We start from the raw sequence: 25,247 nt of genomic DNA, 5'->3' as shown, positions 1-25,247 counted from the left end.
TGAAATAATTTTGAAATAACTTGGAATGTGTTTTTGAGGCAATTTTTGAAGCATTTTTTAATTTTTAAATTATTTTTGAAAAAAAGGAATGATTTTTGAATTAATCTTCTTCGCCTTCAAAAATCATATCTGTAATGTCAATTTCGTCGCCGCCGATTTCTTCGGACAGGTCATATTCGACACCGTCTTCATCGACATAAGCGGAATCCAAAAATTCATTATCTGTTTCCGTGTTTTCACCGTTTTCATCATCGGATTCTCCGCCGTTTTTACGGGCGATAATATACGTTTCCTGTCTTTCGGGTTCAATGACTTCTTCAATAATGTATCCGGCTTCTTCGATTTTTCGAAGAACAGAGGATTTGGATCTGTTTTTCGGGATTTTAATGACTTGAAGAAGACGGCCGCCCGGTCTTAAAAGAGGATCCATTCGAATGAGCGCGGAAACCGAATCTGTCGGCTCAAGCGTCATATCGTTGAGAAGAACATCATAAAATCCGTTTTTAGAAGTTTCTTTTGTCGCAACCTCTTCAAAAGGAACGGTAAAGACATCGGCAAACATGACGCTTATGTTTTCATTTTCAAACGCCAGTTTCCCGAGTTCTGTTCGAAAATCTTTTGAAAATTCAATGCCGTGAACGTGTCCAGTGCCGCCGATATGTTCGCCTGCAAACATCAAAAAGCCGCCGGCGCTGGATCCCAAATCCAAAACGTAATCGCCGTCTTTAAACAGCGGGATTCTTTCGTGAATTGCTTTGATTTTGAAATAGCCGCGCGGCATATCCATGCCTTCCTCGACGTCGATCACATCGTCAACGGTAATGTTTTTAGAAGGTTTGGTGCAGACAGTGCCGTTTAATTTGACTTTTCCTTCTTCGATCGCTCTTTTGGAGCGCCCGCGTGATTTGAAAAAGCCGGTATCCACCAAATAACTGTCAAGTCTCATAATATCATGCCAAAAACGTCTTTGTTATAAATAACATCGTTTAAAACGTAAATTAAATACAAAACGAAATAAAACACAAAACGAAATAAAACAAAATGAAATAAAACACAAAATGAAATAAAACGCAAAATAAAATAAAATAAAATGAAATAAAATGCTAAAATTAATAAACGGTAAAAAATGTTGGAATTCATTCAAAAATTATTTTGAAACAGGATTGAATTTCTTTCAGATTCTAATATTTTTTCGAAACCTATATTAAATAAGCAGAACAATTCAAGTTGCTCTTCAGAGCGTGGAGTTCAATACAATGGTTAAATTAACAGCTGAAATGAAAGAAGATATCAAAAGCGTCGGCGTTTTGCCGCTTGCAACTGCAACGAAATCAGGCGTCCCGAACGTCGTCCCGATTGCGATCTTAGAAATTGATGACAGCGATGAAAAAGATGATTATATCAACATCATGAACAACTTTTTCCTCAAAACATTAAACAACATTAAAGAAAATCCGCTTGTCGCTCTTTATTTCTGGACACCCGAAACAGTCGGCTGCAACCAAATCAAAGGCGAAGTCGTCGAAATCACAAACAAAGGCAGTGTTTATGAAGATTTCGCCGCCCGCGTCAGACCCGAGAAACCGGACCTGCCGTTGATTGAAGTTATCCGCGTCAAAGTCACGGAAGTCTTTGACTGCCAGCTTGGAAAGGAAGCCGGCAAAAAGAAATTGTAAATGAAAGTTGATTCTGCTTTCATTTTACTTTTTTAATTTTTAACTTTATTTTTAACTTATTTTTAACTTTACTTTTTGACTTTTTTATTTTTCATTCATTCATGTCTGCTTTATTCTGCGGCACTGCGTCGCGCGCGATTTGCACGGTTTTTATTTTATTTTTCAAATTCGTTCATCCGTTTTATTTTATTTTATTTTTAGATGAAATCTAAACATCCAACTTTAAGAAAGTCGGTGAACCTGAACGCCCGATAAAACCCTAATAAATGTTTTAGATTTTATTGAAAAAGAGGCGTTCCGTTTTTGAATTATTTTGATAAAAAAGATGTTTCAATTAATTTTAGATTGAATTAAATTTCAAAAGCCGCCACCGCAAGTTGAGTTTCCGAGCGCAGCGAGGAAACGAGACTTGGCGGATTCTTCCCATACGAAACGAAAATTTTAAAACGTTCTGCTTTTTCAGTTGCATTCGACTCCTGCGAGTGCTTTCTTACCCCTGTCTTTTGCTGCCGGTTTCGGCTGTGCCTGCTCGTCTGCAACTGTCTTTAAATGTGCCTCTGCAAATCAGATTTGTGCTTCCGCCTGTATCTGCTCTTTTTAATCGTAATCCGTTGGCATTAAATTTTGCTCGGCTTCGCCTCACAAAATTTCAAAATGGCAGATTGGAGTGAGGTGTTTGTTTGCGATGGGAGGGAGGTGTTTGTTGCCGCCGTTACCTATAGGTTTCGGTTTTCGCTGCCGCCGCCGCGCGCGAGCCGCACCATTTTTTGAAAAACAATCAAAAATCATACCCAATTTTCTTCAAATTTCTTCAATTTTCACTGCCGTTTTTGTCTCATTTTCTTTTTTTGTTTGAAAAGTTATTTTCATCATATCTTTGAAATTTATAGAATCATAAAAATATAGAGCAGGGAATTTTTAAATAGCCTGCAATTCTATTTTCAGTGATTATTTTAAAAACGGATAATAACAAAAAATAATAAAAGGAGATGTAAAATATGGTTAAATTAACGCCCGAAATGAAAGAAGATATTCAAAAAGTCAGAGTTTTACCGCTTGCCACCGCTTCCAACGATAAAACACCCAACGTCATTCCGATCGGAATCGCTGAAATCGATGATAGTGATGACAAAGATGATTACATTCACATCATGAACAACTTCTTCCTCAAAACAATCGCAAACATTAAGGAAAACCCGAAAGTTGCGCTTTACATCTGGAGTCCCGAAACAGCAGGCTGCATTCAGATCAAAGGTGAAGCAGTCGAAATCACCGCAAAAGGCGATGTTTACGACGGCATGACAGGACGTGTCAAAGAAGCAAAACCCGGTCTTCCGATGAAGGAAATTATCAGAATTAAAATTACAGATATCTTTAACTGCAAATCCGGAAAAGATGCCGGACAAAAGATTTTATAAATAAATTATGAGTTTGCCGGATTTATTTCCGGTTTCTTTTTTGTTTTTATTTTTTGTTTTTATTTTTTGTTTTTATTTTTTGTTTTTATTTTTTGTTTTTATTTTTGTTTTGTTCTTTTTGTGACTTTTTTGTTTCATTTTTTTAGTTTTATGTTTGTTTTACGATTTACTTGTTTTTCAAAAATTAATATCTGCCGGTCATTTTTGCGGAGATTAAATTTTTATTCGCCGCACATTTTGCGGAGATTAGGCGACATTTTGAAAAATAATCGCCGCATAAATTGCGGAGAATGTGGTAAATCTTAAATATATTCGCCGCATAAATTGCGGAGATTACGATTTTATTCACCGCAAATTTAACAAAATCAAGGTGTTTGAGCAATAGTTTCTAAAAATCTCTAAACAATATGCTTGAAATGAATATGATATGAAAATAAAAACGGGAACAAGATTTATGCCGCAATATATTTATCAACAGGAAGGTTGGCCGAATTTTATGTGGGATGATAAAAAAATCATCTCTCATCTTGCCGACACGCGAAACAAACAGGGAAAACTGATCGGGAAGATGTTATCAATCGGTTTTTCGTTGGAAGAAGAAGCCGTTTTGAAAACGGTATCTGTTGAAATTGTCAAATCATCCGAAATCGAAAACGAAAAACTGAATGAAATTGAAGTTTATTCTTCAATTGCCAAACATCTTGGAATGGACAAACCGGGATTGATTTCTTCAAGCCGCCAAGTTGACGGCATCGTTGAAATGACATTAGACGCAACTCAAAATTACAATGAACCGCTGACAAAAGAACGCCTGTTTCAATGGCACAAATTATTGTTTTCAGGAAGTTCACATTTGAAAGTTGTCGGCAATTGGAGTCCGAATCAAATGTATGTGATTTCGGGAAGACCCGGAAAAGAAGTCATTGAATATACCGCGCCAAGTCCCGAAACAGTTCCGCACGAAATGGAAATCTTTTTGAATTGGATAAATTCGGAAGAAACCGGAAAACAAAATGAAAAACAAAATGAAAAACAAAATGAAAAACAAACAGAAGAGCAAACAGAAGAGCCAACAGAAAAGCAAACAGAAGAGCAAACAGAAACAAAAAAATCAGAGAATTTAGATCCCGTTTTAAAGGCAGGAATTGCGCATTTATGGTTTTTAATCATTCATCCTTTTGAAGACGGAAACGGAAGAATTGCGCGCGCGATGACCGACATGCTGCTGGCCCGGTCGGACGGGACAGAAAAGCGTTTTTACAGTATGTCTGCTCAAATTCAAAAAGAACGCAAAGAATATTATGAAATGCTTCAAAAAACGCAAACCGATACATTAGACATAACGAATTGGCTGATTTGGTTTTTAGAAACATTGAGACATGCAATCGAAATGTCTGAAAAGATGACCGGACAAATTCTTCAAAAAGCAGATTTTTGGAAAAATAATGAAGAAACGGAATTCAATCAAAGACAGAAAAAAATCATCAACATCCTGTTAGACGGCTTTGACGGCAAACTGACGACTTCGAAATGGGCAAAAATTACAAAAATATCACAGGATACGGCGTTGAGAGACATTAAAGACTTGATTCAAAAAGGTGTTCTGAAACAAGAAAAAGAAGGCGGAAGAAGCACGAATTATGTGCTTGCTGATTTTGAATAATCAATTTCTTTTTGTCTTTTTTTTATTTTGCTCTTTTATTTTGCTCTTTTATTTTGCTCTTTTATTTTACTCTTTTATTTTGCTCTTTTATTTTACTCTTTTATTTTGCTCTTTTTAATTTTTGCTCTTTTTAATTTTTGATCTTTTAATTTTTGTTTTTACTTTTTGATTTTACTTTTTGATTTTACTTTTTGATTTTACTTTTTGATTTTTTTATTATTCTTTTTCAATTTTTTTCAACTTTGTTTTTAAAAATATCACATTAGATGCCGTTAATTCAAATTATTGTCAATTTTTTTAAATTTATGACAATAATTTGAAATAGTTTCATCCCAGTCATATATTATGAAACAGAAATTGGATCTTATAAAATTTAAAAAACAGCTTTCAAATCAGAATGTATGTCAGGTGAATGATTTCTTCAATTATTATTCAAAAAAAGAACCAAAAATCTCGAAAGCAACAGTGAATTGGAGAATTCATGATTTGGTTGAAAAAGGTGTGATTCAGCGTGTCGGACGCGGAACATATGAGTTTGGGGAGACGACAACATTTACGCAGGAACCGTCTGAAAAAACAAAAGAAATCGGAAAAATAATTCTTGATAATTATTCCGAGATTAAATTTTGTGTATGGGAAATGGCATTTGTAAATAAATTAAATCAACATTTGATAAATTATAATATTTATTTTGTTGATGTTGAGCGCGCTGCTTCAAAATATATGTATTATGATTTGAAGAGTATTTATCGTGATGTCATACGCGTTCAGGATTTGTATGAAGATATTTCTGAATTTGCGGAATATATTATTGTTCGCCCTTTCGTTACGGATTCTCCTCTCATGACCGGTTCTGAAATGCCGCTGCCGGCTTTGGAAAAAATTTTGGTTGATTTATATTCAGATAAGGAATTCTCTCCGTTTCAAAATAATGAAATTTATCATATTTATGAAAACGCTTTTGATAATTACACAATAAATCGCAATACGATGCTCAGATATGCGGGAAGAAAAGGAAAAAGATCAAAAATATCGGATTTACTGACAGAATTAAATCGGCAATAATTAATAGCCGCAGTCGTTAATTCGACATTTATGATATCTGAAGAATGTATTACATATGATTGGATTAAATCTAATTCTAAAAAAGGACACGTACAGGATATTCTTTTAGAAAAAATGATTCGTGCGCTCATATTGCTGGAAGGATTGGCAGAATCAGATTTGAATTTTGTATTCAAAGGCGGGACCTCTTTAGTATTGCTGCTTGATCCGATCAGACGCTTATCCATTGATATAGACATCATCACTCCGGATAAAAATGGGCTCGATGAAATATTGCAAAAAATCTGTGAAGATAAAGGCTTTTTGAGATATGAGAGAAACTTTCGTCAAGATCCGATTTCTGCTGAGTTCGTCGAGTTTTCTGAATCTGTTAAGTCTTTCGATTTTACTGAATCTGTTAAGTCTATTGATTTTACTGAATCTGTTAAGTCTATTGATTTTACTGAATCTGTTAAGTCTATTGATTTTACTGAATCTGTTAAGTCTATTGATTTTACTGAATCTGTTAAGTCTATTGATTTTACTGAATCTGTTAAGTCTATTGATTTTACTGAATCTGTTAAGTCTATTGATTTTACTGAATCTGTTAGGTCTGATGAAGCTGTTAAAGCTCCGGCATTGATTCAAAAAGAACATTATAAATTATATTATGAATCGGTCCTTGGAGAAAATGAGGAATATGTTTTATTGGATGTCTTAAGGGAAGAAATTCTTTACACAAAAACAGTATTTACTGACATTTTCCATGAATTTCTTTTAACAGATGGTGAAAACATTATTGTGCAAATTCCGGACTGTAACAATCTTCTCGGTGATAAATTGACAGCTTTTGCTCCGAATACGTCAGGAATCCCGTATCAAAAAAACGGACGAGATATGGGAATGGAAATTATCAAGCAAATGTTTGATATCGGATGTTTATTTGATGAAGCAGATGATATGCAAGTTGTTGCAGAAGTTTTTACAAAGTTTGCAGAAACGGAGTTGAGTTACAGAAAGAGCGGGGCGAATTGTATTGATGTTTTGAATGATATCATTGAAACAGCATTAGCGATATGTTTGAATGAGGATCGAAAAAATACAAATTTGAAGATATTGAATCGCGGTCTGGTGAGTGTAAGATCATACATCTTTTCCGGAAAATTTAATATGAATCAAGCACTGATTGCATCATCGAAAACAGCATACGCCGCTTCAATTATTAAGACTGATCGGGTTGAAATAAACAGATTTAAGTCTGCTGTAAATGTGAAGGATTTAAAGATAAACGGTTCGCTTGATACAAAAACAACAAGAATGCTTAAAAAAGTAAACCCTGAGGCTTTTTATTATCTCTATCAAATATCATTGATTTCGGGTGAAGAATAATAAACATATTTTGAAATCAATTTCCCATACTGAAACCGTTTCAGCAAATCTTCTTCATTCGAATAAGGCCGCTTCAAAATCAATTCTTCAGCCATTGATTTATTCAATCCGGGCAGTTCTTTTAAAATCGAAATCGGTGCCGTGTTGACATTCACGGGATAAGGAACGCCTGTAATCGATCGGAAACCGTGGTTGGTGACAAGAATGTCATAAAAGCGATTCAATTCCAAATCCGCGGGAATACCGACCAAAAGCGGATATGTGCCGAACTGTCTGCCAAAAGTCATCACTTTGGAAGCGTCTGCGCCGTTTTCGGAAACTTCCGTGAAAACATCTTTGAGAACGGTCCCGGCCGGAACAACGCGCCGAAGCATCGACAGGTCAATATTTTTTCTGACTTGTTCTTTGTGCGCGCGGAAAAGCTTTTCGTTTTTAAAATCCGAAACGCTGTTTTCAAAAAGTGCCGTTTTCGGAAAAACCATGACTTGGCGAAGGTTTATTCTTCGAACCATCAAACCATCATCATAAATCTGTTTGAGGAAATCATAATTGAGCTGATACGTTTTTTTCGTTTCACCGAGAAGCCCGTAAACGAAATTGATGCCCGGTAAAATTTCAGGCATTCCGTTTGCGCCGCGAACCGCGCCGATTTCATTAACCAATCGAACAGCTGTCAAGACTTGTTCCGGCGTCGCTTTCAATCCGTTTGCTTCAATGACGGCAGGATCGGCGCTTTCAATTCCCATTGCAATAACATCTCCCTGTGTATGATATTTGACAATCGTTTTCAAAATTTCACGCGACTCCTCGGGATATTCGGCAATCGTAATCGGATTTCCGTTATCCATGTGAAGCGTTTTCAAATCGGGCGCGACGCGGCGAATTCCCGAATAAAGTTTTTCAATCGCCACAGGATTCGGCTTGAGGTTTGCGCCGCCGTCATCAATTCCTTTGTAGGCGAACAAATCCGGCTGGCGGCCGATTCTGAAATGACGAACGCCGTTATTGTAAAGCAATTCTGTTTCGGAAATAATGTCTTCTTCGTCACGAAAATCAGGTTTGCCGTAAAAAGATTCCGTGCAAAACGAACAATGCTTTTTTCGGCCGCAGCCGCGGTAAGTTTCAAGTTCGCAGATAATATTCGGGAAATCCGGATGCTGCTTGACAATGAACGCGCCTTTTTTGGACCAGACAGCGATGTCTGCTGCCGTTCTGTAGCGGTGTTCAATGTGTGAGCCGGATTTGAGCTCGGAGTCAGATTTTATCAGCGGGTTGGATTTTATCAGCGAGTTGGATTTTATCAGCGAGTTGGATTTTGTCTCGGAGTCGGATTTTGATTCGTTTGAAAATTTTGATTTGTTTGAAAAATAATCGTAAACAAAACTTTCAACATCTTTTTGCGCGACCATGACGTCTTCGGGCAAAAATGAAAGATTTGTTGCCGCAACGCCGCCTTCTGCCGAATAGCCGAGGCGGATCGGGCCGCCGAGAATCTTTTTGCCGTTTGAAAGTCTGAAAAGTGCGCGGATCTCATCAGCCGTAATCGGCGTTCCTCTGAGATATTTGCCGGGGACGGTCATTCCCGAAATGATAATGAAAACGTCAGCGGATCTGAACTGTTCGGTCAGCGCTTTTCCGGAAGCGCGAACGGTGTCGATTGTGAAATATGAAATATCTTCTTCTTGGAAGCCGGCATCAATAAGCGCGCCTGCCGTGTATCTGGGATAAGGAGAAAGATAAGGCGGAACGCCGAAACACGCGGGTTCGTCTACATAGCCGTCTAAAATGATTGCTTTCATAACAATTTCTATTCCCTTTTAAATGACTGTCTAAATGACTGATTTCAGGATTTCTTTCTTAAAATGAATACCTTTATTTATTTATCTGTCTATTTTTTCGTCTATGCCTACAATCGGAATTGCCGACACAACTTTTGCCCGCTGCAATATGGGCGCCGCTGCTGTTGACGAACTCAAGCAGCATATCAACGCAAAACTCATCCGCGTGACGGTTCCGGGAATCAAAGATTTGCCGGTTGCCGCGAAAAAACTGATCGAAGAACAAAACTGTGACATCGTGATGGCGCTCGGAATGCCCGGCAGCAAGCCGCAGGACAAAACGTGTGCGCACGAAGCGTCGACGGGAATAATTGCGGCGCAGCTGATGACAAACAAACACATCATTGAGGTTTTTGTTCACGAAGACGAAGGTCGTGACGATAAAGAACTTTCTTTTTTAATGGACAGCCGAACGCGCGAACACGCGAAAAATGTCGTTAAAATGCTTCAGTCACCCGAACAAATGATCAAAGAAGCGGGGACGGGACAGCGCGAAGGATTCGCGGACGCTAAACCGCTCGGAAGATAAATCCGATAAATAAAATCGAATAAAATCGAATAAAAAGCGGAAATCAAAACATCATAAATTGAAATCATGAACTATAAATCATAAATCATAAATATCATAAATCAAAACACTAAAACTGTAACATCAAAACCATATTGGAGATCCTTATGATTATCGTTTTTGCCGCCGTTTCCAAACAGCAGATCAGAGATTTTGAAAACGGTGACATCGACAAAGATCAATTCATCGACATTTTGATCAATTCTGAAAGAATCGAACTTTCCCAAATTGACCGTGCCATTAATGTTTTGGCGGACGATGATGAATTCTCGGAATATTGGGAAATTGTCGGCGGCGGAGAAATTCTTGCAGGCGGTGACGGTTCGGCTTTGGTCATTGATCCGATTTTATTTATTGATGAAGAAAATGACAGCAGTGACGGCGGCGACGGCAGCGACAACGGCGGCGGATTTCAAATCATGGATCCTGCCGTTTATATGACAAATGATGAAATCAAAAAAGGCGCCGCAATTTTGGAAACGATTGATAAAGAGCAATTCAAAGACGCTTTTGATTCTAAAATTAAGAAACTGACGAAGCGCAGTTTTTTGAGCAAGAAGAAGCAGGCGTTGAAAGAAAGCGCGGGCGATATTTTTGAAATGCTTTGGAATGAAATTGCCGTTCTCAGAAGTTTTTATGAAAAAGTGAATGACGGTGAAAATCATGCCGTTATCTTTTCAATATATGAAAATGAAGATTTTGAATGATTTAATTTGAATATCCGTATTTTCTAACTGTCTTCTAACCGTTCTCTAATTATCTTCTTATCGTTCTTTGACTGTCTCCAACTGTTTTTTAATCGTCCCGTAACATTTACGGATTATTCTGAACAAATTTTATTCTAATTGTTTTATCCGAATAAAACCAATATAATAAAGTATTTATCTTTCTGCTTGTCTTTCTGATGTTTGACGTACATGTACGTAACATGTTCGGAGGAGCCGAAGAAATGGATGAAAATAAATTACCTGACATTTTTGATGTGGCTGATTGGTTTTTGAATAAAGAGCCGTTGCAGCACAAAAAGCTTCAAAAATTATGTTATTATGCTGTTGCATGGACATATACATTACTTGATAAACCGTTATGTACGAATTCTGATTTTCAGGCATGGATACACGGGCCTGCGAATCCGATGCTTTACCAAGAATACAAACAGTACGGTTGGCTTCATATTCCTCAAAAAGAATGTGATTATGATTTCGATGAAGCGGAAGATGTGTTGGAATTCGTTTGGGCTTCCTACGGCGATTTAACACAATTTCAATTGGAGAATTTAACTCATGATGAAGAGCCGTGGCAAATTGCAAGAGGCGATTTGGGTGATTCTGAAAGATCGGAAGCAATTATTTCAGCAGCCGATATGAAAAAATATTATGCAAAAATCTATGAAGAGAGCCAAAATGACTGATTTCCATGTCTAAAAAACAGAATACATCTGACAAAGCATCTAAAATACCTAAAACATCTAAAACACCTGATAATAAAACATCCGGTAAAATGAATCGAATTACTGTCGGGGATGTCTCAAACAAACAAAAAGGATTTTCGCCGCGGGAAAGACCGTTATCTCCAAAAATTGACACATCGGATTTATTGATTTACAGTTTCGAACACTACGAAAAATGCGGAATAAAAAATGTGTGTTTGTATAAACAATCTAAAGACGAAAGAAAAGTATTCGACAGTTTTATACATGACACTCTCGGTTATACTGCTGAAGAAATTAAGAAAATCAAAGGATACAGAAATACCGGTGAAAATTCACATGTTCCCAAAGATCCCGAACATATCGACAGAGGGTTTCATCCTCTGCACCATTTTTATTTAAGCAGCACATATCGTTTGCACGGATTTTGTGACGAAAATATTTTTTATATTATTTCGATGGATCCGCCTCATGATGTCAATGAATAAAAATCTTCTAATAATACAATACCTATCATAATAAAATCTTAAAAATGAATTTAAAATCTTAAAAATGTACCATTAAAATACAGGAGAAAAATCAAAATGACAATTAAAATCGGATTTGTTGTTGCCGAATTCAACAGAGATATCACTTATCAAATGGAAATCCTCGGCGAAGAACACGCCAAATTCTTAGGCGCGGAAGTCACCGAAAAAATTTACGTCCCCGGCGCTTATGACATGCCGCTTGCGATTAAAAAATTGCTTGAAAACAAAGACATTGACGCCGTCGTCACCGTCGGCTGTGTCATTGAAGGCGACACGAGCCACGATGAAGTCGTCGTCGCGCAAGTGACAAGAAAAATGACAGATTTGTCACTCGAATATGGAAAACCCGTTGCGCTCGGCATTTCCGGTCCCGGAATGACGCGCATGCAGGCAATGGAACGCATGGACTACGCCAAAAGAGCAGTCGAAGCCGCTGTTAAAATCGTCCAGCGCGTTTGATTTCCTTTTTATTTCTTTTATTTTTTGTTGTTACTTTTTACTTTGATTTTTTATTTTTTTACTTTTTGAAGCATCGCCGCGCGCGAGCTGCTCCGTTTTTATTTCTTTTTCAAATTCGTTTGCCGTTTTTATTTTGTTTTCCGGATGAAACCTAAACATCCAATTTTCAAAATCGGTGAACCTGAACGCCCGATAAAATCCTAAACTTAAATGTTTTAGATTTGGATAAAAGACGGCGTTCTGTTTTTGAAGAATTTTGATAAAAATGATGTTTCAATCAATTTTTGATTGAATTAAATTTCAAAAACCGCCCCCGCAAGTTGAGTTTCCGAAGCGCAGCGGAGGAAACGAGACTTGGCGGATTCTTCCCATACAAAACAAAAAATACAAAACAGCTTATGTTTCAGCTTGCTGGTCAGGTTTATGTTTCAGCTTGCAGGTCTGGTTTATGTTTTACCGTTGCGGGTCAGGTCTGCGTTGCTGCCTGTATCTGCTCATTTTATCGTAATCTGTTGGCATTCGTGAACGTGCCGCCGCTACCTTACTGTTTCTGTTTCCGCTGCTACCTTACTGTTTCTGTTTCCGCTGCTACCTTACTGTTTCTGTTTCCGCTGCCGGTCAGGTTTGCGCCGTCGCTGCTGCCGCGCCGCTTCGCCGGCAGCCGCACCCGCTGCCGCCGCCCGCGCAAGCCGCACAAATTTTTAAAAAGTAACCAAAAATGAAAGTTGTATTTTTAAAAAGTAACCAAAAATGAAAGTTGTATTTTTAAAAAGTAACAAAAAATTAAAGTTGCATTTATCAAATAATCCAAAATAAGCGCTGCATTTAAAATATGATTTTTTTCAGCCGAAACCGTTTTATTCATTCCGTATCCAATGGAACAGACAGCAAGAGTTATTATTACAGAAAGTAATTATCAATTCAAAAATCAATTTTTTGTTTTTAAATTATTTTTCAAATACATGATTCAAATTATCGGTTTGTTGAATCCCTTAGGGTGCGGAAAAGAAATGATTTCATCAAGAATAGAAAGGGTTGAAGAATCGGCGACAATCAAATCATCCAAACGAGCGAAAAACATGATCGCATCCGGCGTTGACGTGATCAACTTCACACTCGGCGAACCGGATTTTGACACGCCCCGAAATATTACAGACGCAACATACCGCGCCATGCTGGCCGGAGAAACCCACTATTCCGCCGTTGCCGGAATTCCCGAACTCAGGTCCGCAATCGCCGACAAACTGCGAAGCGAAAACGGCATTCCGACCGCATCCGAAAATGTCATGGTAACGCCCGGCGCGAAGCTCGCGATTTTTGAATCCATGATGACGCTTATCGAAGACGGCGACGAAGTTCTTTTATTCGATCCCGCCTGGGTCTCATACGACGCGTGCGTCAAAATGGCGGGCGGCAAAACCGTTTGGATTGAAACCGATTCCGAAAAAAACTATTTCTCAAAAAAAGATTTATTGGAATACATCACCGACAAAACCAAAATGATCGTTATCAACACGCCCTGCAACCCGACGGGCGCAGTTTACGACAAAAATCAGCTGAAAGAAATCGCCGACTTGGCAATCGATCACGACTTTTTAGTCATGTCGGATGAAATGTATGAAAAAATCATCTACGACAAAAAGAATTACAGCATCGCTTCTTTTGACAACATGCACGAGCGCACCATCACGATCAACGGATTTTCAAAAGCATACGCGATGACCGGCTGGCGCCTCGGCTACATGGACGCGCCGCAGCACATTTTTAAAAGTCTTGAAAAAATCCAAAGCCATACCATCAGCAATGTCACGACATTTGTCCAATACGGCGGCGTCGAAGCACTGACAGGACCGCAGGACGAACTTCATAAAATGCAGGCGGCCTTCAAAGAAAGACGCGGCGTGCTTATCGAAGGACTCCGAAAGCTCGGTCTGAAATGTCCGATGCCCGACGGCGCTTTTTACGCGTATCCCGATGTCAGCGAATTCGGAAGCGGCGAAGAAATCACCGACCGCCTTTTAGAAGAAGCGCACGTTGCAGTTTCACCCGGAATCGCATTCGGTGAGTCCGGCAAAAACAACATCCGAATTTCATATGCGGCATCCGTTGAAAAAATTCAGGAAGCACTTGTCAGAATGGAAAAAGTATTCGGCTGATATTTATTCGTTTGTTATTTCGTTTCATTTCGTCGGCTTTTGATCCGTTTCCAATCAATTTCTGATCTGTTTCCAATAATTTCTGATCTGTTTCCAATAATTTCGGATCAGTTTCCAATCAGTTTCCAATCAATTTCCAATCCGTTTTCAATCATTTCTTGATTGATTTCTTTGATATGTTTTCAATCGGATTTGAAATCGTGACAATTCAAAGGATTTGCAGTAAAGCGGCTGCTTTGGAATCAGGGCAGTATTACATATGACACCTTTTTGTATTACAAAACCATTTTAAACGAAAAATGATATTGATTCATTCAAAATAAATTGGAGATCATAAATGCCTCATCCGGAAATCCCGTGGGAAAAAATCGCCGTCTTTGACGTGAATCACGGCGGCCTTTCGATTGCGAAACAGCTGGAAAAATACGGCATATTGGCTGTTGCTTTTGATGTTTACAAAAAAATGCCGGCAGATATTATGAAAGCCGCCGGTGACGAGTCCGTTACAGACTCTGAAACAGACTCTGAAACAGACTCTGAAACAGGCACCAAAATTAAAATCACGGCGAATGAAGACGATTTAACGGACGATTTTGAACTCGTTTGTCTTCCCGTTCATTTAAGCCCCGAAAATTCATTTTATAAAAAAGCCGAAGAACTCGGTCTTCCGACGATGACGCATCACGAAATTGTCGGCCGCCTTCTTCGAAGCGATCCAAGAATTGCTGACCGGTATTTGGTTGAAATCACGGGCGTTCGCGGAAAAACAAGCACGGCTGTATTGCTTGCGCAAATGCTCTCTTACAAAAATCGTGTTCTTCTGCACACGTCCGAAGGCATGACCTTTTGGGACAACGGCAGATTTGAGCGAATCGAGCCCGGTATCAGCATCACGCCCGCATATGTTCCCGATTTAGCGGATTTGGCATTTGAACGCAAATACATGCCCAACACGTTGATTTTTGAAATCTCGCTCGGGTTTACGGGCGCGCAGGACATCGGCATTTTGACTGAAGCGCATCCCGATTACATGATTGCGGGCGGAACGATGAATTCGACCGACGCCAAAACCAAAATGATCAGCCGTTCAAAAGAAGGCAGCGCTTTTGTTGTCAGCTATCATGATTCCGAAATTATTCAAAATTATATTCGAGAAGATCAGGAATTGATTATTTTCGATGATTCAGGGGAGGCGGTTGAAGAAAACACGCCGACCGACGTTTATGTCAATATTACGACGGGAACGGACGAAGAACCTGTCGCGGATATTGAATCTTCAAGAACGGGAATATTTTTCAGAGCGCCGCTAAGTTCCGGTTACAATGTGAACTCTTACAAAACGGCAATGGCCGCGGCAGTTGCGGCAGCGCTTGAACTGGACATTCCCGAACAGCAAATCACGGAAGTGATTTCCGAATTTAAAGGAGTGAAAGGACGCATGCGCGAATACGAAGAAAAAGGCCGCTTGATCATGGACAATTCCAATTCGGGATTGACGATTGAAACGGCAGAAACCGCTCTCAAATATATGCTTGAGAAATACACAGACAAGAAATCGCCCGAATACGATTCGACCGTTTCCAAACGCGTCACATTAGTCATCGGCGAAGACGAAAAAACCGTTTGCGAAGGAATTGAACCGCACGATATCGAAGAATTGATCGTCGATTACAGAGATGACATTCAAAATTTGATTTTGGTCGGCGAACGTATGAAACCGTTTACAAAAGTGAAAGCAAGCGATTGTGAAGACGACCCGCTTGAGAAAACGGAAGATGACATCTTCTGCAAATCAATTTACGCGGATTCATTTGAAGACGGTCTTGAAAAAGCAATTGAAATAACGGACGAGGGAGATATCATCGTCGCGGCCGTCAAGTGCTTCCGATAAGTGCTTTAGGAAAATACTTCATGTCAAAATTTTGAATGGCAGAAGACTTCAGATGTGGAAAGTTTCAAGATATTGAAAGTTTCAGATTAATCGTGTTTCAGATTAATCGAGTTTTAGATTAATTAAATTTCAGAGAATTGAAATTGGATTTGATTATTTATTTGATTATTAAAGGTAGAAAAATGACAGAGGAAAAACTGATTGTTCATCCGAGGCCGAGTTCGATTGTGGCTTCGCTTTATACACTTCGCGATTTAAATGTGGATGTCGCGATTCTGCACGGGCCGCCCGGCTGCTCTTTTAAACACGCTCGCCTGCTCGAAGAAGACCGCCTCCGCGTTTTGACAAGCGCAATGGATGAAAATGATTTCGTTTTCGGCGGACGCGACAAATTAGAGAAAACGATTGAAAAAGCAATCGAATTGTTCGATCCGAAAACAATTGCTTTGGTCGGCACCTGCACCAGCATGATCATCGGTGAAGAGCTTGCCGACTCCACCATGAATATGCCTGACGGTATCGAATTCATTTGCGTTGAAACCCACGCCGGCTACGCCAACAATACCGACGGCGTCATTTCCGTACTGGAGCCCGCGATGGAATGCGGTATGATCACGGATGAAGAATTGGAGCGCCAGCGCAGACTTTTGACGGAGGCGACCAACGTTGAAATCAGACACGGCGCCGCAAGCAAAGGTTATTTGGAACCGTCACGCGGCGACATCAAATACAAAGCTGCCGAGCGTTTGATTGAACTGATTCGAAGCGGCAAAAAAATTGCCGGCATCTTAAACGCCAAAAAAGAAACGGCTTACATGTTTGCCGATGAAATTATCGCGCTTTACGAAACGGCAAGACTTTTCGGCATGGAAAAAAATATTACGATTTTCTCAAACACAGATCTCAATCTCGGTCTCCCGCGCGTGAAAGAGCACGCCGCCAACGTGATGAAAGCGTTTGACGAGCAAAGCATTCCCGTTCACGAAATCATCGGCGGCTTGGATGAATATGCCGTCACGGGCAACATCGTAAAAGACTTGATCTTAAACAAATACGGCGGGTTTGACGCGGCAGTCATTGCAGGCGTTCCGCATGCGCTGCCGATGGACGCGTTTCCTGACGCGGAACTCTTTTCAATTACAAACGGCCCGAGACAGGTGGCGCCGCTCAAAGACATGGGGCACAAGCACGTGATGGTGGAAATCGATCTTCATCCGCAGACGCTCGGCGTGACAAAAATCGTTCCGGCAGAATTCGGCGACACGCTTCGAGCGGTTGCGGCAGATATTGCGGCAGCGGATATTGCAGCGGCAGGCAGCGCGGCAGGCAGCGCGGCGGCAACAGACATGGCAGCAGACACTGCAGACAGCGCGGCGGCAAACCGTACGGCAGCGGAAACCGGGGACAAAAAATGAAGAAGATCATTGCGATTTACGGAAAAGGCGGTATCGGAAAGTCCAGTACGGCTTCCAACATCGCGGCGGCCTGCGCGATGAACGGCAAAAAGGTGATGCTTATCGGCTGCGATCCGAAAAGTGATTCATCCATTACGCTTCTCGGCGGCAAAAGGATTCCGACTGTTCTTGAAACTTTAAAAGAGAAGAAAAATGTCCAAAAAGATGATGTGATTTTTGAAGGATTCGGCGGCGTCAAATGCATGGAAGTCGGCGGTCCCGAGCCGGGCGTCGGCTGTGCCGGGCGCGGAATTATTGTCGCGATTGAAACGCTGAAAAAGATTTATCCCGAATACCTTGACAACGATTTGATTATTTACGATGTCCCGGGAGATGTCGTCTGCGGCGGTTTTGTTGCGCCGATCAAAAAAGGATTTGTAAATGAAGTTTATGTTTTGACATCGGGCGAATACATGCCGCTTTACGCCGCAAACAATATTTGCCGCGGCTTTAATAAAATCGGAATGGATCTCGGCGGCGTCATCTGCAATTCCAGAAACGCCGACCGCGAAAGAGAATTGGCGGAAGAGTTTTCCGATAAAATCGGAAGCAAACTCATCGGTTATATCCCGAAAGATCCGCTCGTTCAAAGCTGCGAGCGCGATGGCTTTTCGGTTCTTGAAAAAGCGCCCGAATCCGAAATTGCCGGCGTTTACAAGCAATTGGCAGAAGATTTGTTAGCCAACGATGAGCGCGTGAAAGCAACGCCGCTCGATGACGACGAACTTCGGGAACTGTCAAAGAAATACAGCGCTTAATAAAAACGAATCAAATTTACAATATTATATTTACAATATTATAATTACTGTATTTAATTACTGTATTTAATTAATGTATTTAATTAATGTTTAATTATGAATTCAATAATGGATTCAATAATAAATTCAATAATAAATTCAATAATAAATTCAATAATGAATTCAATTAATTGAGGCTTAATTATCAGTTTTTAATTGCCGAGATAATTCAAATACGGGAGTGACAAAAATAACATCCGACAACCGACAAATTCCGAGAGTTCTCATCTCTGCCGACCGCTCTTCTTCGGGGAAAACGACGATTTCAATGGGCATCATGGCGGCGCTGAAAGCGCAGGGCTATGTTGTTCAGCCGTTTAAAGTCGCTTTGGATTATATCGATCCCGAATACCACACGGAAATTGTTGGCCGCCGCTCCCGCAATTTAGACGGCTATCTGATGGGCGAAGACGGTGTCCTTGACGTTTTTACGCACGGCTGCGACTCTCTTGAAAACGAGGGTGTGCCGGCAGATATTGCCGTGATTGAAGGCGTTCGCGGTTTGTATGAAGGCTTGGATGCCGATACCGATATGGGAAGCACGGCGCAGATCTCAAAAATGCTGAAATGTCCCGTGATCATGGTAATCAACGCCCGCAGCATGACGCGCTCATGCGCCGCGCTCATTAAGGGTTTTGCTTCATTTGATCCCGATGTCAATATTGCCGGTGTCATTTTAAACAATGTCGGAAGTCAGCGTCACGCGGACAAAGCGGTTGCAGCGATTGAAAGCACGACGGGAATTCCGGTCATCGGCGTTGTTTACAGAAATCCCGACCTTGACTTTTGGATGCGCGAACTCGGTTTGATTCCGATTCCGGAAGGGCGTAAAACGTACGACAGATTTGCCGATCGAATCAAATTGATTGAAACGACTGTCAAAAACAGTGTCGACTTCGATAAATTGGTTCAAATTGCAAAAACGGCCGGGCCGATTGAAACGCCTGCAAAAAGCCGTTTTGAAGAAGCGGAAGTTTCTGATGAAATTCCGCCGAAAATCGGCGTGGCTTTTGATGATGCTTTTAATTTTTATTATCCCGACAATATGGATCTGCTTCAGGCCGAGGGCGCTGAAATCGAACTTTTCAGCCCGATTTACGATTCCAAACTTCCCGATGTTGACGCGCTTTACATCGGCGGCGGCACGCCTGAAATTTACGCGTCGGAACTTTCTTTAAACAAATCCATGAAAGAAGCGATTCAAAAAGCGTCGGCGGCAGGAATGCCGATTTTTGCGGAATCGGCCGGCATGAATTATTTGACGAAAGAAATGACGATTAAAAAAACCGGTTCACCTGATGTTTCTTTTAAGATGGTCGGTATTTTTGACTGCAGCACCGTTTACGGAAGCGGCAAGCGGGTTGTTACTTATACGAACGGTGTTTTTGAAAAAGATACGCCGATCGGAAAAGCCGGAAACAAGTTTATCGCTCACGAATTTCATCATTCGATTTTGGAAGATATTTCCGATGACATCGAATTTACGATTGATATTACGCGCGGCATCGGAATTATTGATAAAAAAGACGGGATGATTGTCAAGAACACGATCGGAACTTACGTTCATTATCACGGCGCGTCCTATGCGGATTTCGCAAAAGATTTTGTCAAAAGCGCAAGAAAATATCAGAAAATGTTAAAAGAATAAATTTTGAAATAAATTTTTATTGATTTTCAAATAATCTTTCTTATTTTGTTTTTACAGTTTTAAATCACATTTTAATTTTTTTTAATTATTTGACATTTTACTTTTAACGCTTTCAACTTTTTTATTTTTCAGCTTTTTTATTTTTCAGCTTTTTTATTTTTCAACTTTTTTATTTTTCAGCTTTTTTATTTTTCAGCTTTTTTATTTTTAAGTTTAATCTCCAACATTTTCAATATTATTATTATATCTTAAAATGTCTGTGAATGAAAACATCATCAGATGAACTCTTTTGTTTCACTTTCTCAATGGGGTGTGCTGCGGCCGCACAATTATTATATTTTATGTATATTTTTTATTTTACATAATACTTATATAGTTTAAACTCAATAATAATTCTTCCTATTAACATAGTTTATCTATAAATTTCATTTTTACTATCGAATATTCACGTAATACAGGAATGGAATATTAATTTATGAAAACGAAAACGAGAACTTTCAAAACAGTCATCAGTCTGTTTTTATTAGCAGTCATGATTTTAAGCGTTGTACCGATTCCGGCATTGGCCGGCGGATCAACCGCAACCGTTACATTTTATGCGGACAGCAAAACATACGACACGGAAACAGTTAACGTTGGGGAAACTGCTTCAGTGCCGATTGCGCCTGCCGTCCCCGCAGGAATGGTTTCATTTATCGGATGGTCTAAAGAAATAAACGGCGCAGATCAATTATATGATTTTTCAACGCCCGTTACGGGAAATTTGAATTTGTTCGCTCAATATTCCGACAAACATTTGATTTCCTTTAAAGATTCCGACGGCGATATTTTCTACACTCAGCTCGTGGAAGCGGATGATTTTGTCGTTCCTCCTGAAGCGCCCCCGAGCGGAACCAATGACGTCTTTGTTTATTGGGTCATTGACAACACCTATGACATATACGATTTCAGTCTGACTGTCAACAGCAACATCGTCTTAAGGCCGATTTACGACAATTCCTATTATATCTATTTCAACTCAATGAAAGGAACGCCTGTTGACAATCAGCTTGTCGCCAAAGATGACTATGCAGATGAGCCGACAGCACCGGCGCGCGACGGATATGTCTTTGCTTTTTGGAGCAAAAAGATGGATGCCGATCCGAACAGCTCCGGGGAAGCTTATGACTTTTCGGCACCTGTCACTGAATCTCTCACTCTGTACGCAATTTGGAAGTCCGACGATGTCAACAAACCGGAAGTTAAAATCATCATTTGGAAAGAAAAAGATAATCTGCCGCTCCAGTTTGACAAAACAGATACGAAGAACTACGTTTATCATGACTCTGTTGTGACTTGGGCGTCTGCCGGTTCAACTTTTGAAGTCAATGAATCTGATATGAATTCGGATTATTCATATTATATTCCTGAACACCGTGAGTTTTACCGTTCGGTTCCCGCCGTTATTGAAGGTGACGGAACGACTTCGGTGAATGTTTACTATACAAACAAAGTTTACACATTATACTTTAACTTGAACAACAGCTATGCCGAAATGGAAGATCGCAGCAATTCACTTGCAAAAACATATACTTACTCCGTGAATCAGGGTGATCAGTATTCAATTCAAATCAAACTCGGCATGGACATTGAAGATATTTGGCCGGTCAACGGGAATGATAATTTCAGCATTACTCACAGCGGTACATCTGCTTTCCAAGGATGGCTGATCCCGCTCGGATTAAATGCAGAGACAAATACGTCCAGTTATACGGTTTGGGTTTCTAAAAGGCAGATCGTAACGGCGGAAATGCTGCCGGACGCGACATACGGAAACCGATCCGAAACCGGATTCACGCTCAACGGTTATTGGATTACAAACGGAAACGATACGGATTTGAAATATTTGTTTGAAGCGCTTCCCGGTGAGGGAAAAGAAGGGGTCGCCGGAATTGATTATGTTGAGTACAACGGTAAATTATACATCAACAGCACCAAATACAGTCAAATTGCGCTTTCAAACGGATCGGCTTTCTTGCCCAAATATATTGAAGGAAAAACTGCTCTGACAGCAAATGCTCTTCAATTCAACCCTGCAACTGAAGAATTGGAAGCGATTCCGTCTACGAATTTCACACAATATATGGTCTATGACCGCCAAAGGTACAGTTTGGAATTTGATACGATGGGCGGCAGTTCGGTCAACAGCGAATCCGGTATTTTGTCTGAAGAGCCGCTGAGCAGTTATTTGCCTGCCGATCCGACTCGTCAAGATTATCTCTTCGTCGGCTGGTTTGAAGACCGCGAATATCAGAGACCTTATGATTTGAAAAATTCGACCATGCCGAATCGAAACTTGGAATTATTCGCTAAGTGGGAACATGCAGGCGTGACGGCGACATTTTATGATCAAAACGGCGGAACCGAACTTGGTTCCCAAGGTGTTGCGCTCGGAAATGCAGTTATCGCACCGACAAATGCGAATCCGTATTTCTTGGAAGTCGGAACGGCTTATCCGAATTTGGGTGTTTTCAAAGGTTGGTATCATACTTTGAATAATGGCTTGGTTGTCCCGTACGACTTTTCAGTCGGCATTGAAAAGGACGTTGAAATTTACGGTTTGTACAAAACAACCGGATTCAAGGTCGTTTACGATGAAAACGGCGGAACAGGCGATGTTCCGACAGATGCTGAAACTTACAAAGTGAATGCTTTGGCGCCTGTTCAAAATGCGGCGCTTACGAAAGGCACAATGATCTTGGCCGGCTGGCAGGAAGCGGATAAAACGGGTATGATTTATTATCCGGGGTCGACGATTAAAATCTACGGAAATGTCGACTTTGAGGCGGTTTACGCCGATTCCGATTCTATGGTCAGTTTGGTTTACAACGCAAATTATGACGGTTCGTCAGAAACCTTGACGGATACGGTTATTGAGGACCGCTCTTACGCTTTGAGAGATAATCAGACATTTAAAAGAAGCGGATATGCTTTGACCGGCTGGTCGGAAACGCCCGGCGCAACAACGCCTGATTACGGCTGCGGCGACGGATTCTTGATTCCGAGCGGCGGCACGACTTTGTACGCGACATGGGAAGAAGTCCAATACTTTACGGTCACGTTCGTGATTCGCGATGCGGACCTGCATAAAGGACAGATCACGTCTCAGTATGAATTCAAGGTGGAGAAGGGCGCTGCCAGCGTTCAGGCAATTCCTGTTGCCGTTCGCCCGTCGGTTGACATCATTCCGGATGAATACGGTGAATTCAAATACAGATTTACCGGCTGGGATGCTCTGCCTGTGACGATTCAAAAAGATTTGACGGTTTACGCCAACTTTGAAAATCTTGATAAAGGCAGTAGCGGCGGAAGCGGCTCTGCGTCAGCCGCGGAGAATGACGATGACAATGACGGCGGATCCGCTGCTTCAGAAGTGGCGCCCGGCCAAGGTTTCGAAAACGCATTGCCGGGTGATTTCGTTTTGAGAAATCCTGTGATTTGGATTTTCCCGATTGCAGTCGTCGTCTTTGCTTATGTCAGAAAGCAGGATGAAGATGAATGATTGAGAAATGGGAAACGATTCTCATTTCTTTTTTTTCTTTTTTCTATTTTAGTTCTTTTTTGTTAATCCTGTTGTCTGTTTTATTTATTTTTTTGATAAACTTGTTTGTCGGTTTTGATTCATTTGTTTGATAAAGTCGTTGTCGTTTTTGTTTATTTGTTTGAAAAGTGAAGCGGCTCGCGCGGCGGCGACCTTTTGCGAAAAAATCGCTTCGCGATTTTTTCATAAACACCGCCCTCCACGCGGAAACATAAACCTGACTCCGCTCGGAAACATAAACCTGACTCCCACGCGGAAACATAAACCTGACTCCACACGGAAACATAAACCTGACTCCACACGGAAACATAAACCTGACTCCGCACGGAAACATAAACCTGACTCCCACGCGGAAACATAAACCTGACTCCGCTCGGAAACATAAACCTGACTCCCACTGCAAACAGGCGAAGCCTGAAAAATTGCGAAGCAATTTTTTACAAACACCGCCCTCCCCCCGCCCATAAAATTTTGTGAGAGGCCGACCGAAGGTCGGTCACGAACAAAATTTGAGCAAATCTTTAACACAAAGGTTATAACCGATGATGACCTTTTTGACCCGTTATATCCGAAAATCGGTCATCGAACTGACACTCGGAGGCACTATTATGGAAATTAAAATCGTTAAAGACGTAGATCACAAATTATTAAATCGGAAGGAACTGGATTTCACAGTTGAATATGAAGGTCCGACTCCGTCACGCGCAGATGTCAGAAAAAAACTCGCAGCTCTTTTGAACAAAGATGTGAATTTGATTTTGGTTCAGAAAATGGAGTCCGAATACGGTCACCAGCTTGTTAAAGGATACGCAAAAGTGTATGAATCCGAAGAACGCATGAAGCAAATCGAAGCCGAACACATTCTTTTGAGAAACACAATGCCCGAAGAACCTGTCGTCGAAGAAGAACCGGCAGAAGAAGCAACAGAAGATGCAGCCGAAGAAGCAGAAGCCGAGCCGGCAGAAGCTGACGCAGCAGAAGAGGCAGCGGAGTGAGTGACATGGCAGTGAAAGATTACTACAAAGTCGAAGGCGATAAAGTCATCCGCGTCAACAAATTCTGTCCGAAATGCGGTCCCGGCGTTTTCTTGTCCGAACACAAGAACAGAAACGCATGCGGCAAATGCGGATACACAGAATTTAAAAACTGATTTTTTTAAAAATTATTTTTAATATTTTTATTTATTTATTTATTTTTTAAATGAAAATTGAACTGAAAAAACGTTTTCAGTTCCTCTTTTATATTTTTGATTTTTTTCATATGTTTTTTATACGAGATTCATCTCTTTCTCGGCATTTTCATTTGCTTTTTTAATTTTCATTCCGAGTACGATATAGAAAACACCGAATATGATGTAAATGAAAAGTGTAAACGCAAGGAAGGCAAATGCGAATACCCATGATCCTGTGCTGTCTGCCGTAATTATTATTCTTAATGCCATTATAACAAGCCACAGTATGATGTTTCCGACAGCGACTATACCGCCCATCTCCGATAATGTTTGGGGGGCTGACCATATTTTAGCAGGTTTGTTTTTTCTTCCTTTCACGGCGTAATACCACACAATCATTCCGCAAAGAATGATCAGGAGAAATATCGGCAGCAAGAATATCGTATAAAAATTATAATTTGAAACAAGCGCACCGAAAAAACCGATGATAATCATTATCCACCCGAGTGCGACCGCGTTTTCATATGAATTCATTT

24 protein-coding genes and 1 pseudogene are annotated in these 25,247 nt (G+C 40.5%); 20 read left to right on the top strand and 5 right to left on the bottom strand.

Annotated features, from left to right (window positions below; genetic code table 11):
- Nucleotides 1–100 precede the first annotated feature (100 nt).
- The gene (locus tag MmiHf6_RS04060) at nt 101–946 is read right to left on the bottom strand and encodes a S4 domain-containing protein (protein WP_316558425.1); all 846 of its coding nucleotides are present in this window, start codon (nt 944–946) and stop codon (nt 101–103) included.
- Nucleotides 947–1,256: 310 nt separating this feature from the next.
- Between MmiHf6_RS04060 and MmiHf6_RS04055 the strand changes: the two genes are divergently transcribed.
- The 6 genes from MmiHf6_RS04055 to MmiHf6_RS04030 all read left to right on the top strand — a co-directional run bounded on the left by MmiHf6_RS04055 (nt 1,257) and on the right by MmiHf6_RS04030 (nt 7,190).
- The gene (locus MmiHf6_RS04055) at nt 1,257–1,676 is read left to right on the top strand and encodes a pyridoxamine 5'-phosphate oxidase family protein (protein WP_316558424.1); all 420 of its coding nucleotides are present in this window, start codon (nt 1,257–1,259) and stop codon (nt 1,674–1,676) included.
- 482 nt (nt 1,677–2,158) lie between these two features.
- Entirely contained in the window at nt 2,159–2,347 is a 189-nt protein-coding gene (locus tag MmiHf6_RS04050; RefSeq protein WP_316558423.1) for a hypothetical protein, read from the top strand.
- 327 nt (nt 2,348–2,674) lie between these two features.
- Nucleotides 2,675–3,094 carry a pyridoxamine 5'-phosphate oxidase family protein gene (locus tag MmiHf6_RS04045; protein WP_316558422.1) on the top strand — a complete coding sequence of 140 codons (420 nt, stop codon included), beginning with the start codon at nt 2,675–2,677 and terminating at the stop codon, nt 3,092–3,094.
- A gap of 454 nt (nt 3,095–3,548) precedes the next feature.
- Nucleotides 3,549–4,757 carry a Fic family protein gene (locus tag MmiHf6_RS04040; RefSeq protein WP_316558421.1) on the top strand — a complete coding sequence of 403 codons (1,209 nt, stop codon included), beginning with the start codon at nt 3,549–3,551 and terminating at the stop codon, nt 4,755–4,757.
- Between the two features lie 345 nt (nt 4,758–5,102).
- Nucleotides 5,103–5,822, top strand: a complete 720-nt coding sequence (locus MmiHf6_RS04035; RefSeq protein ID WP_316558420.1) for a DUF6577 family protein — start codon at nt 5,103–5,105, stop codon at nt 5,820–5,822.
- Nucleotides 5,823–5,852: 30 nt separating this feature from the next.
- Nucleotides 5,853–7,190: a nucleotidyl transferase AbiEii/AbiGii toxin family protein gene (locus tag MmiHf6_RS04030; RefSeq protein ID WP_316558419.1), complete on the top strand. Its 1,338-nt coding sequence runs from the start codon at nt 5,853–5,855 to the stop codon at nt 7,188–7,190.
- Here the strand turns inward: MmiHf6_RS04030 and MmiHf6_RS04025 are convergent.
- Nucleotides 7,160–8,989, bottom strand: a complete 1,830-nt coding sequence (locus MmiHf6_RS04025) for a radical SAM protein (protein ID WP_316558418.1) — start codon at nt 8,987–8,989, stop codon at nt 7,160–7,162. The genes MmiHf6_RS04030 and MmiHf6_RS04025 overlap by 31 nt on opposite strands.
- Nucleotides 8,990–9,092: 103 nt before the next feature.
- Between MmiHf6_RS04025 and ribC the strand changes: the two genes are divergently transcribed.
- The 12 genes from ribC (at nt 9,093) to MmiHf6_RS03965 (ending at nt 23,501) form a co-directional block, all read left to right on the top strand.
- Complete coding sequence (ribC, locus tag MmiHf6_RS04020; protein ID WP_316558417.1) at nt 9,093–9,557, top strand: riboflavin synthase; 465 nt, start codon at nt 9,093–9,095, stop codon at nt 9,555–9,557.
- Between the two features lie 146 nt (nt 9,558–9,703).
- Nucleotides 9,704–10,303, top strand: coding sequence for a DUF1877 family protein (locus tag MmiHf6_RS04015; RefSeq protein WP_316558416.1), 600 nt, complete (start codon nt 9,704–9,706; stop codon nt 10,301–10,303).
- Nucleotides 10,304–10,545: 242 nt separating this feature from the next.
- Nucleotides 10,546–11,007 (top strand): Panacea domain-containing protein, encoded by a 462-nt coding sequence (locus MmiHf6_RS04010; protein WP_316558415.1) that lies wholly within the window; start codon nt 10,546–10,548, stop codon nt 11,005–11,007.
- Nucleotides 11,008–11,012: 5 nt separating this feature from the next.
- Complete coding sequence (locus MmiHf6_RS04005) at nt 11,013–11,513, top strand: MAG6450 family protein (protein WP_316558414.1); 501 nt, start codon at nt 11,013–11,015, stop codon at nt 11,511–11,513.
- Nucleotides 11,514–11,609: 96 nt separating this feature from the next.
- Nucleotides 11,610–12,014: a 6,7-dimethyl-8-ribityllumazine synthase gene (gene ribH / locus MmiHf6_RS04000; RefSeq protein ID WP_316558413.1), complete on the top strand. Its 405-nt coding sequence runs from the start codon at nt 11,610–11,612 to the stop codon at nt 12,012–12,014.
- Nucleotides 12,015–12,412: 398 nt separating this feature from the next.
- Nucleotides 12,413–12,736: a hypothetical protein gene (locus tag MmiHf6_RS03995; protein ID WP_316558412.1), complete on the top strand. Its 324-nt coding sequence runs from the start codon at nt 12,413–12,415 to the stop codon at nt 12,734–12,736.
- Between the two features lie 288 nt (nt 12,737–13,024).
- Entirely contained in the window at nt 13,025–14,170 is a 1,146-nt protein-coding gene (locus MmiHf6_RS03990) for a pyridoxal phosphate-dependent aminotransferase (protein ID WP_316558411.1), read from the top strand.
- 337 nt (nt 14,171–14,507) lie between these two features.
- Nucleotides 14,508–16,061 carry a coenzyme F430 synthase gene (gene cfbE, locus MmiHf6_RS03985; RefSeq protein ID WP_316558410.1) on the top strand — a complete coding sequence of 518 codons (1,554 nt, stop codon included), beginning with the start codon at nt 14,508–14,510 and terminating at the stop codon, nt 16,059–16,061.
- A gap of 182 nt (nt 16,062–16,243) precedes the next feature.
- Nucleotides 16,244–17,476 carry a Ni-sirohydrochlorin a,c-diamide reductive cyclase catalytic subunit gene (gene cfbD, locus MmiHf6_RS03980; protein WP_316558409.1) on the top strand — a complete coding sequence of 411 codons (1,233 nt, stop codon included), beginning with the start codon at nt 16,244–16,246 and terminating at the stop codon, nt 17,474–17,476.
- Nucleotides 17,473–18,273 carry a Ni-sirohydrochlorin a,c-diamide reductive cyclase ATP-dependent reductase subunit gene (cfbC, locus tag MmiHf6_RS03975; protein ID WP_316558408.1) on the top strand — a complete coding sequence of 267 codons (801 nt, stop codon included), beginning with the start codon at nt 17,473–17,475 and terminating at the stop codon, nt 18,271–18,273. Before cfbD ends, cfbC begins: the two co-directional genes overlap by 4 nt.
- 220 nt (nt 18,274–18,493) lie before the next feature.
- Nucleotides 18,494–19,960 carry a Ni-sirohydrochlorin a,c-diamide synthase gene (cfbB, locus tag MmiHf6_RS03970; protein ID WP_316558407.1) on the top strand — a complete coding sequence of 489 codons (1,467 nt, stop codon included), beginning with the start codon at nt 18,494–18,496 and terminating at the stop codon, nt 19,958–19,960.
- A gap of 475 nt (nt 19,961–20,435) precedes the next feature.
- Entirely contained in the window at nt 20,436–23,501 is a 3,066-nt protein-coding gene (locus tag MmiHf6_RS03965) for an InlB B-repeat-containing protein (protein ID WP_316558406.1), read from the top strand.
- Nucleotides 23,502–23,544: 43 nt separating this feature from the next.
- Here MmiHf6_RS03965 and MmiHf6_RS03960 read toward each other — a convergent pair whose 3' ends face one another.
- Nucleotides 23,545–23,826: a hypothetical protein gene (locus MmiHf6_RS03960; protein WP_316558405.1), complete on the bottom strand. Its 282-nt coding sequence runs from the start codon at nt 23,824–23,826 to the stop codon at nt 23,545–23,547.
- Nucleotides 23,724–23,987, bottom strand: coding sequence for a hypothetical protein (locus MmiHf6_RS03955; protein ID WP_316558404.1), 264 nt, complete (start codon nt 23,985–23,987; stop codon nt 23,724–23,726). The genes MmiHf6_RS03960 and MmiHf6_RS03955 overlap by 103 nt, the downstream gene beginning before the upstream one ends.
- 161 nt (nt 23,988–24,148) lie before the next feature.
- Between MmiHf6_RS03955 and MmiHf6_RS03950 the strand changes: the two are divergent.
- A pseudogene (locus tag MmiHf6_RS03950) lies at nt 24,149–24,448 on the top strand (30S ribosomal protein S24e); the annotation flags it as partial.
- Nucleotides 24,449–24,540: 92 nt separating this feature from the next.
- Nucleotides 24,541–24,690 carry a 30S ribosomal protein S27ae gene (locus MmiHf6_RS03945; protein ID WP_316558403.1) on the top strand — a complete coding sequence of 50 codons (150 nt, stop codon included), beginning with the start codon at nt 24,541–24,543 and terminating at the stop codon, nt 24,688–24,690.
- 117 nt (nt 24,691–24,807) lie between these two features.
- Here MmiHf6_RS03945 and MmiHf6_RS03940 read toward each other — a convergent pair whose 3' ends face one another.
- Complete coding sequence (locus MmiHf6_RS03940) at nt 24,808–25,245, bottom strand: hypothetical protein (RefSeq protein WP_316558402.1); 438 nt, start codon at nt 25,243–25,245, stop codon at nt 24,808–24,810.
- Nucleotides 25,246–25,247 lie beyond the last annotated feature (2 nt).

This window comes from Methanimicrococcus hongohii (genome assembly GCF_032594095.1).
Lineage (GTDB): Archaea > Halobacteriota > Methanosarcinia > Methanosarcinales > Methanosarcinaceae > Methanimicrococcus > Methanimicrococcus hongohii.
The sequence above is the reverse complement of the archived record's forward strand: the minus strand, read 5'-3'. Positions and strand labels throughout refer to the sequence as shown.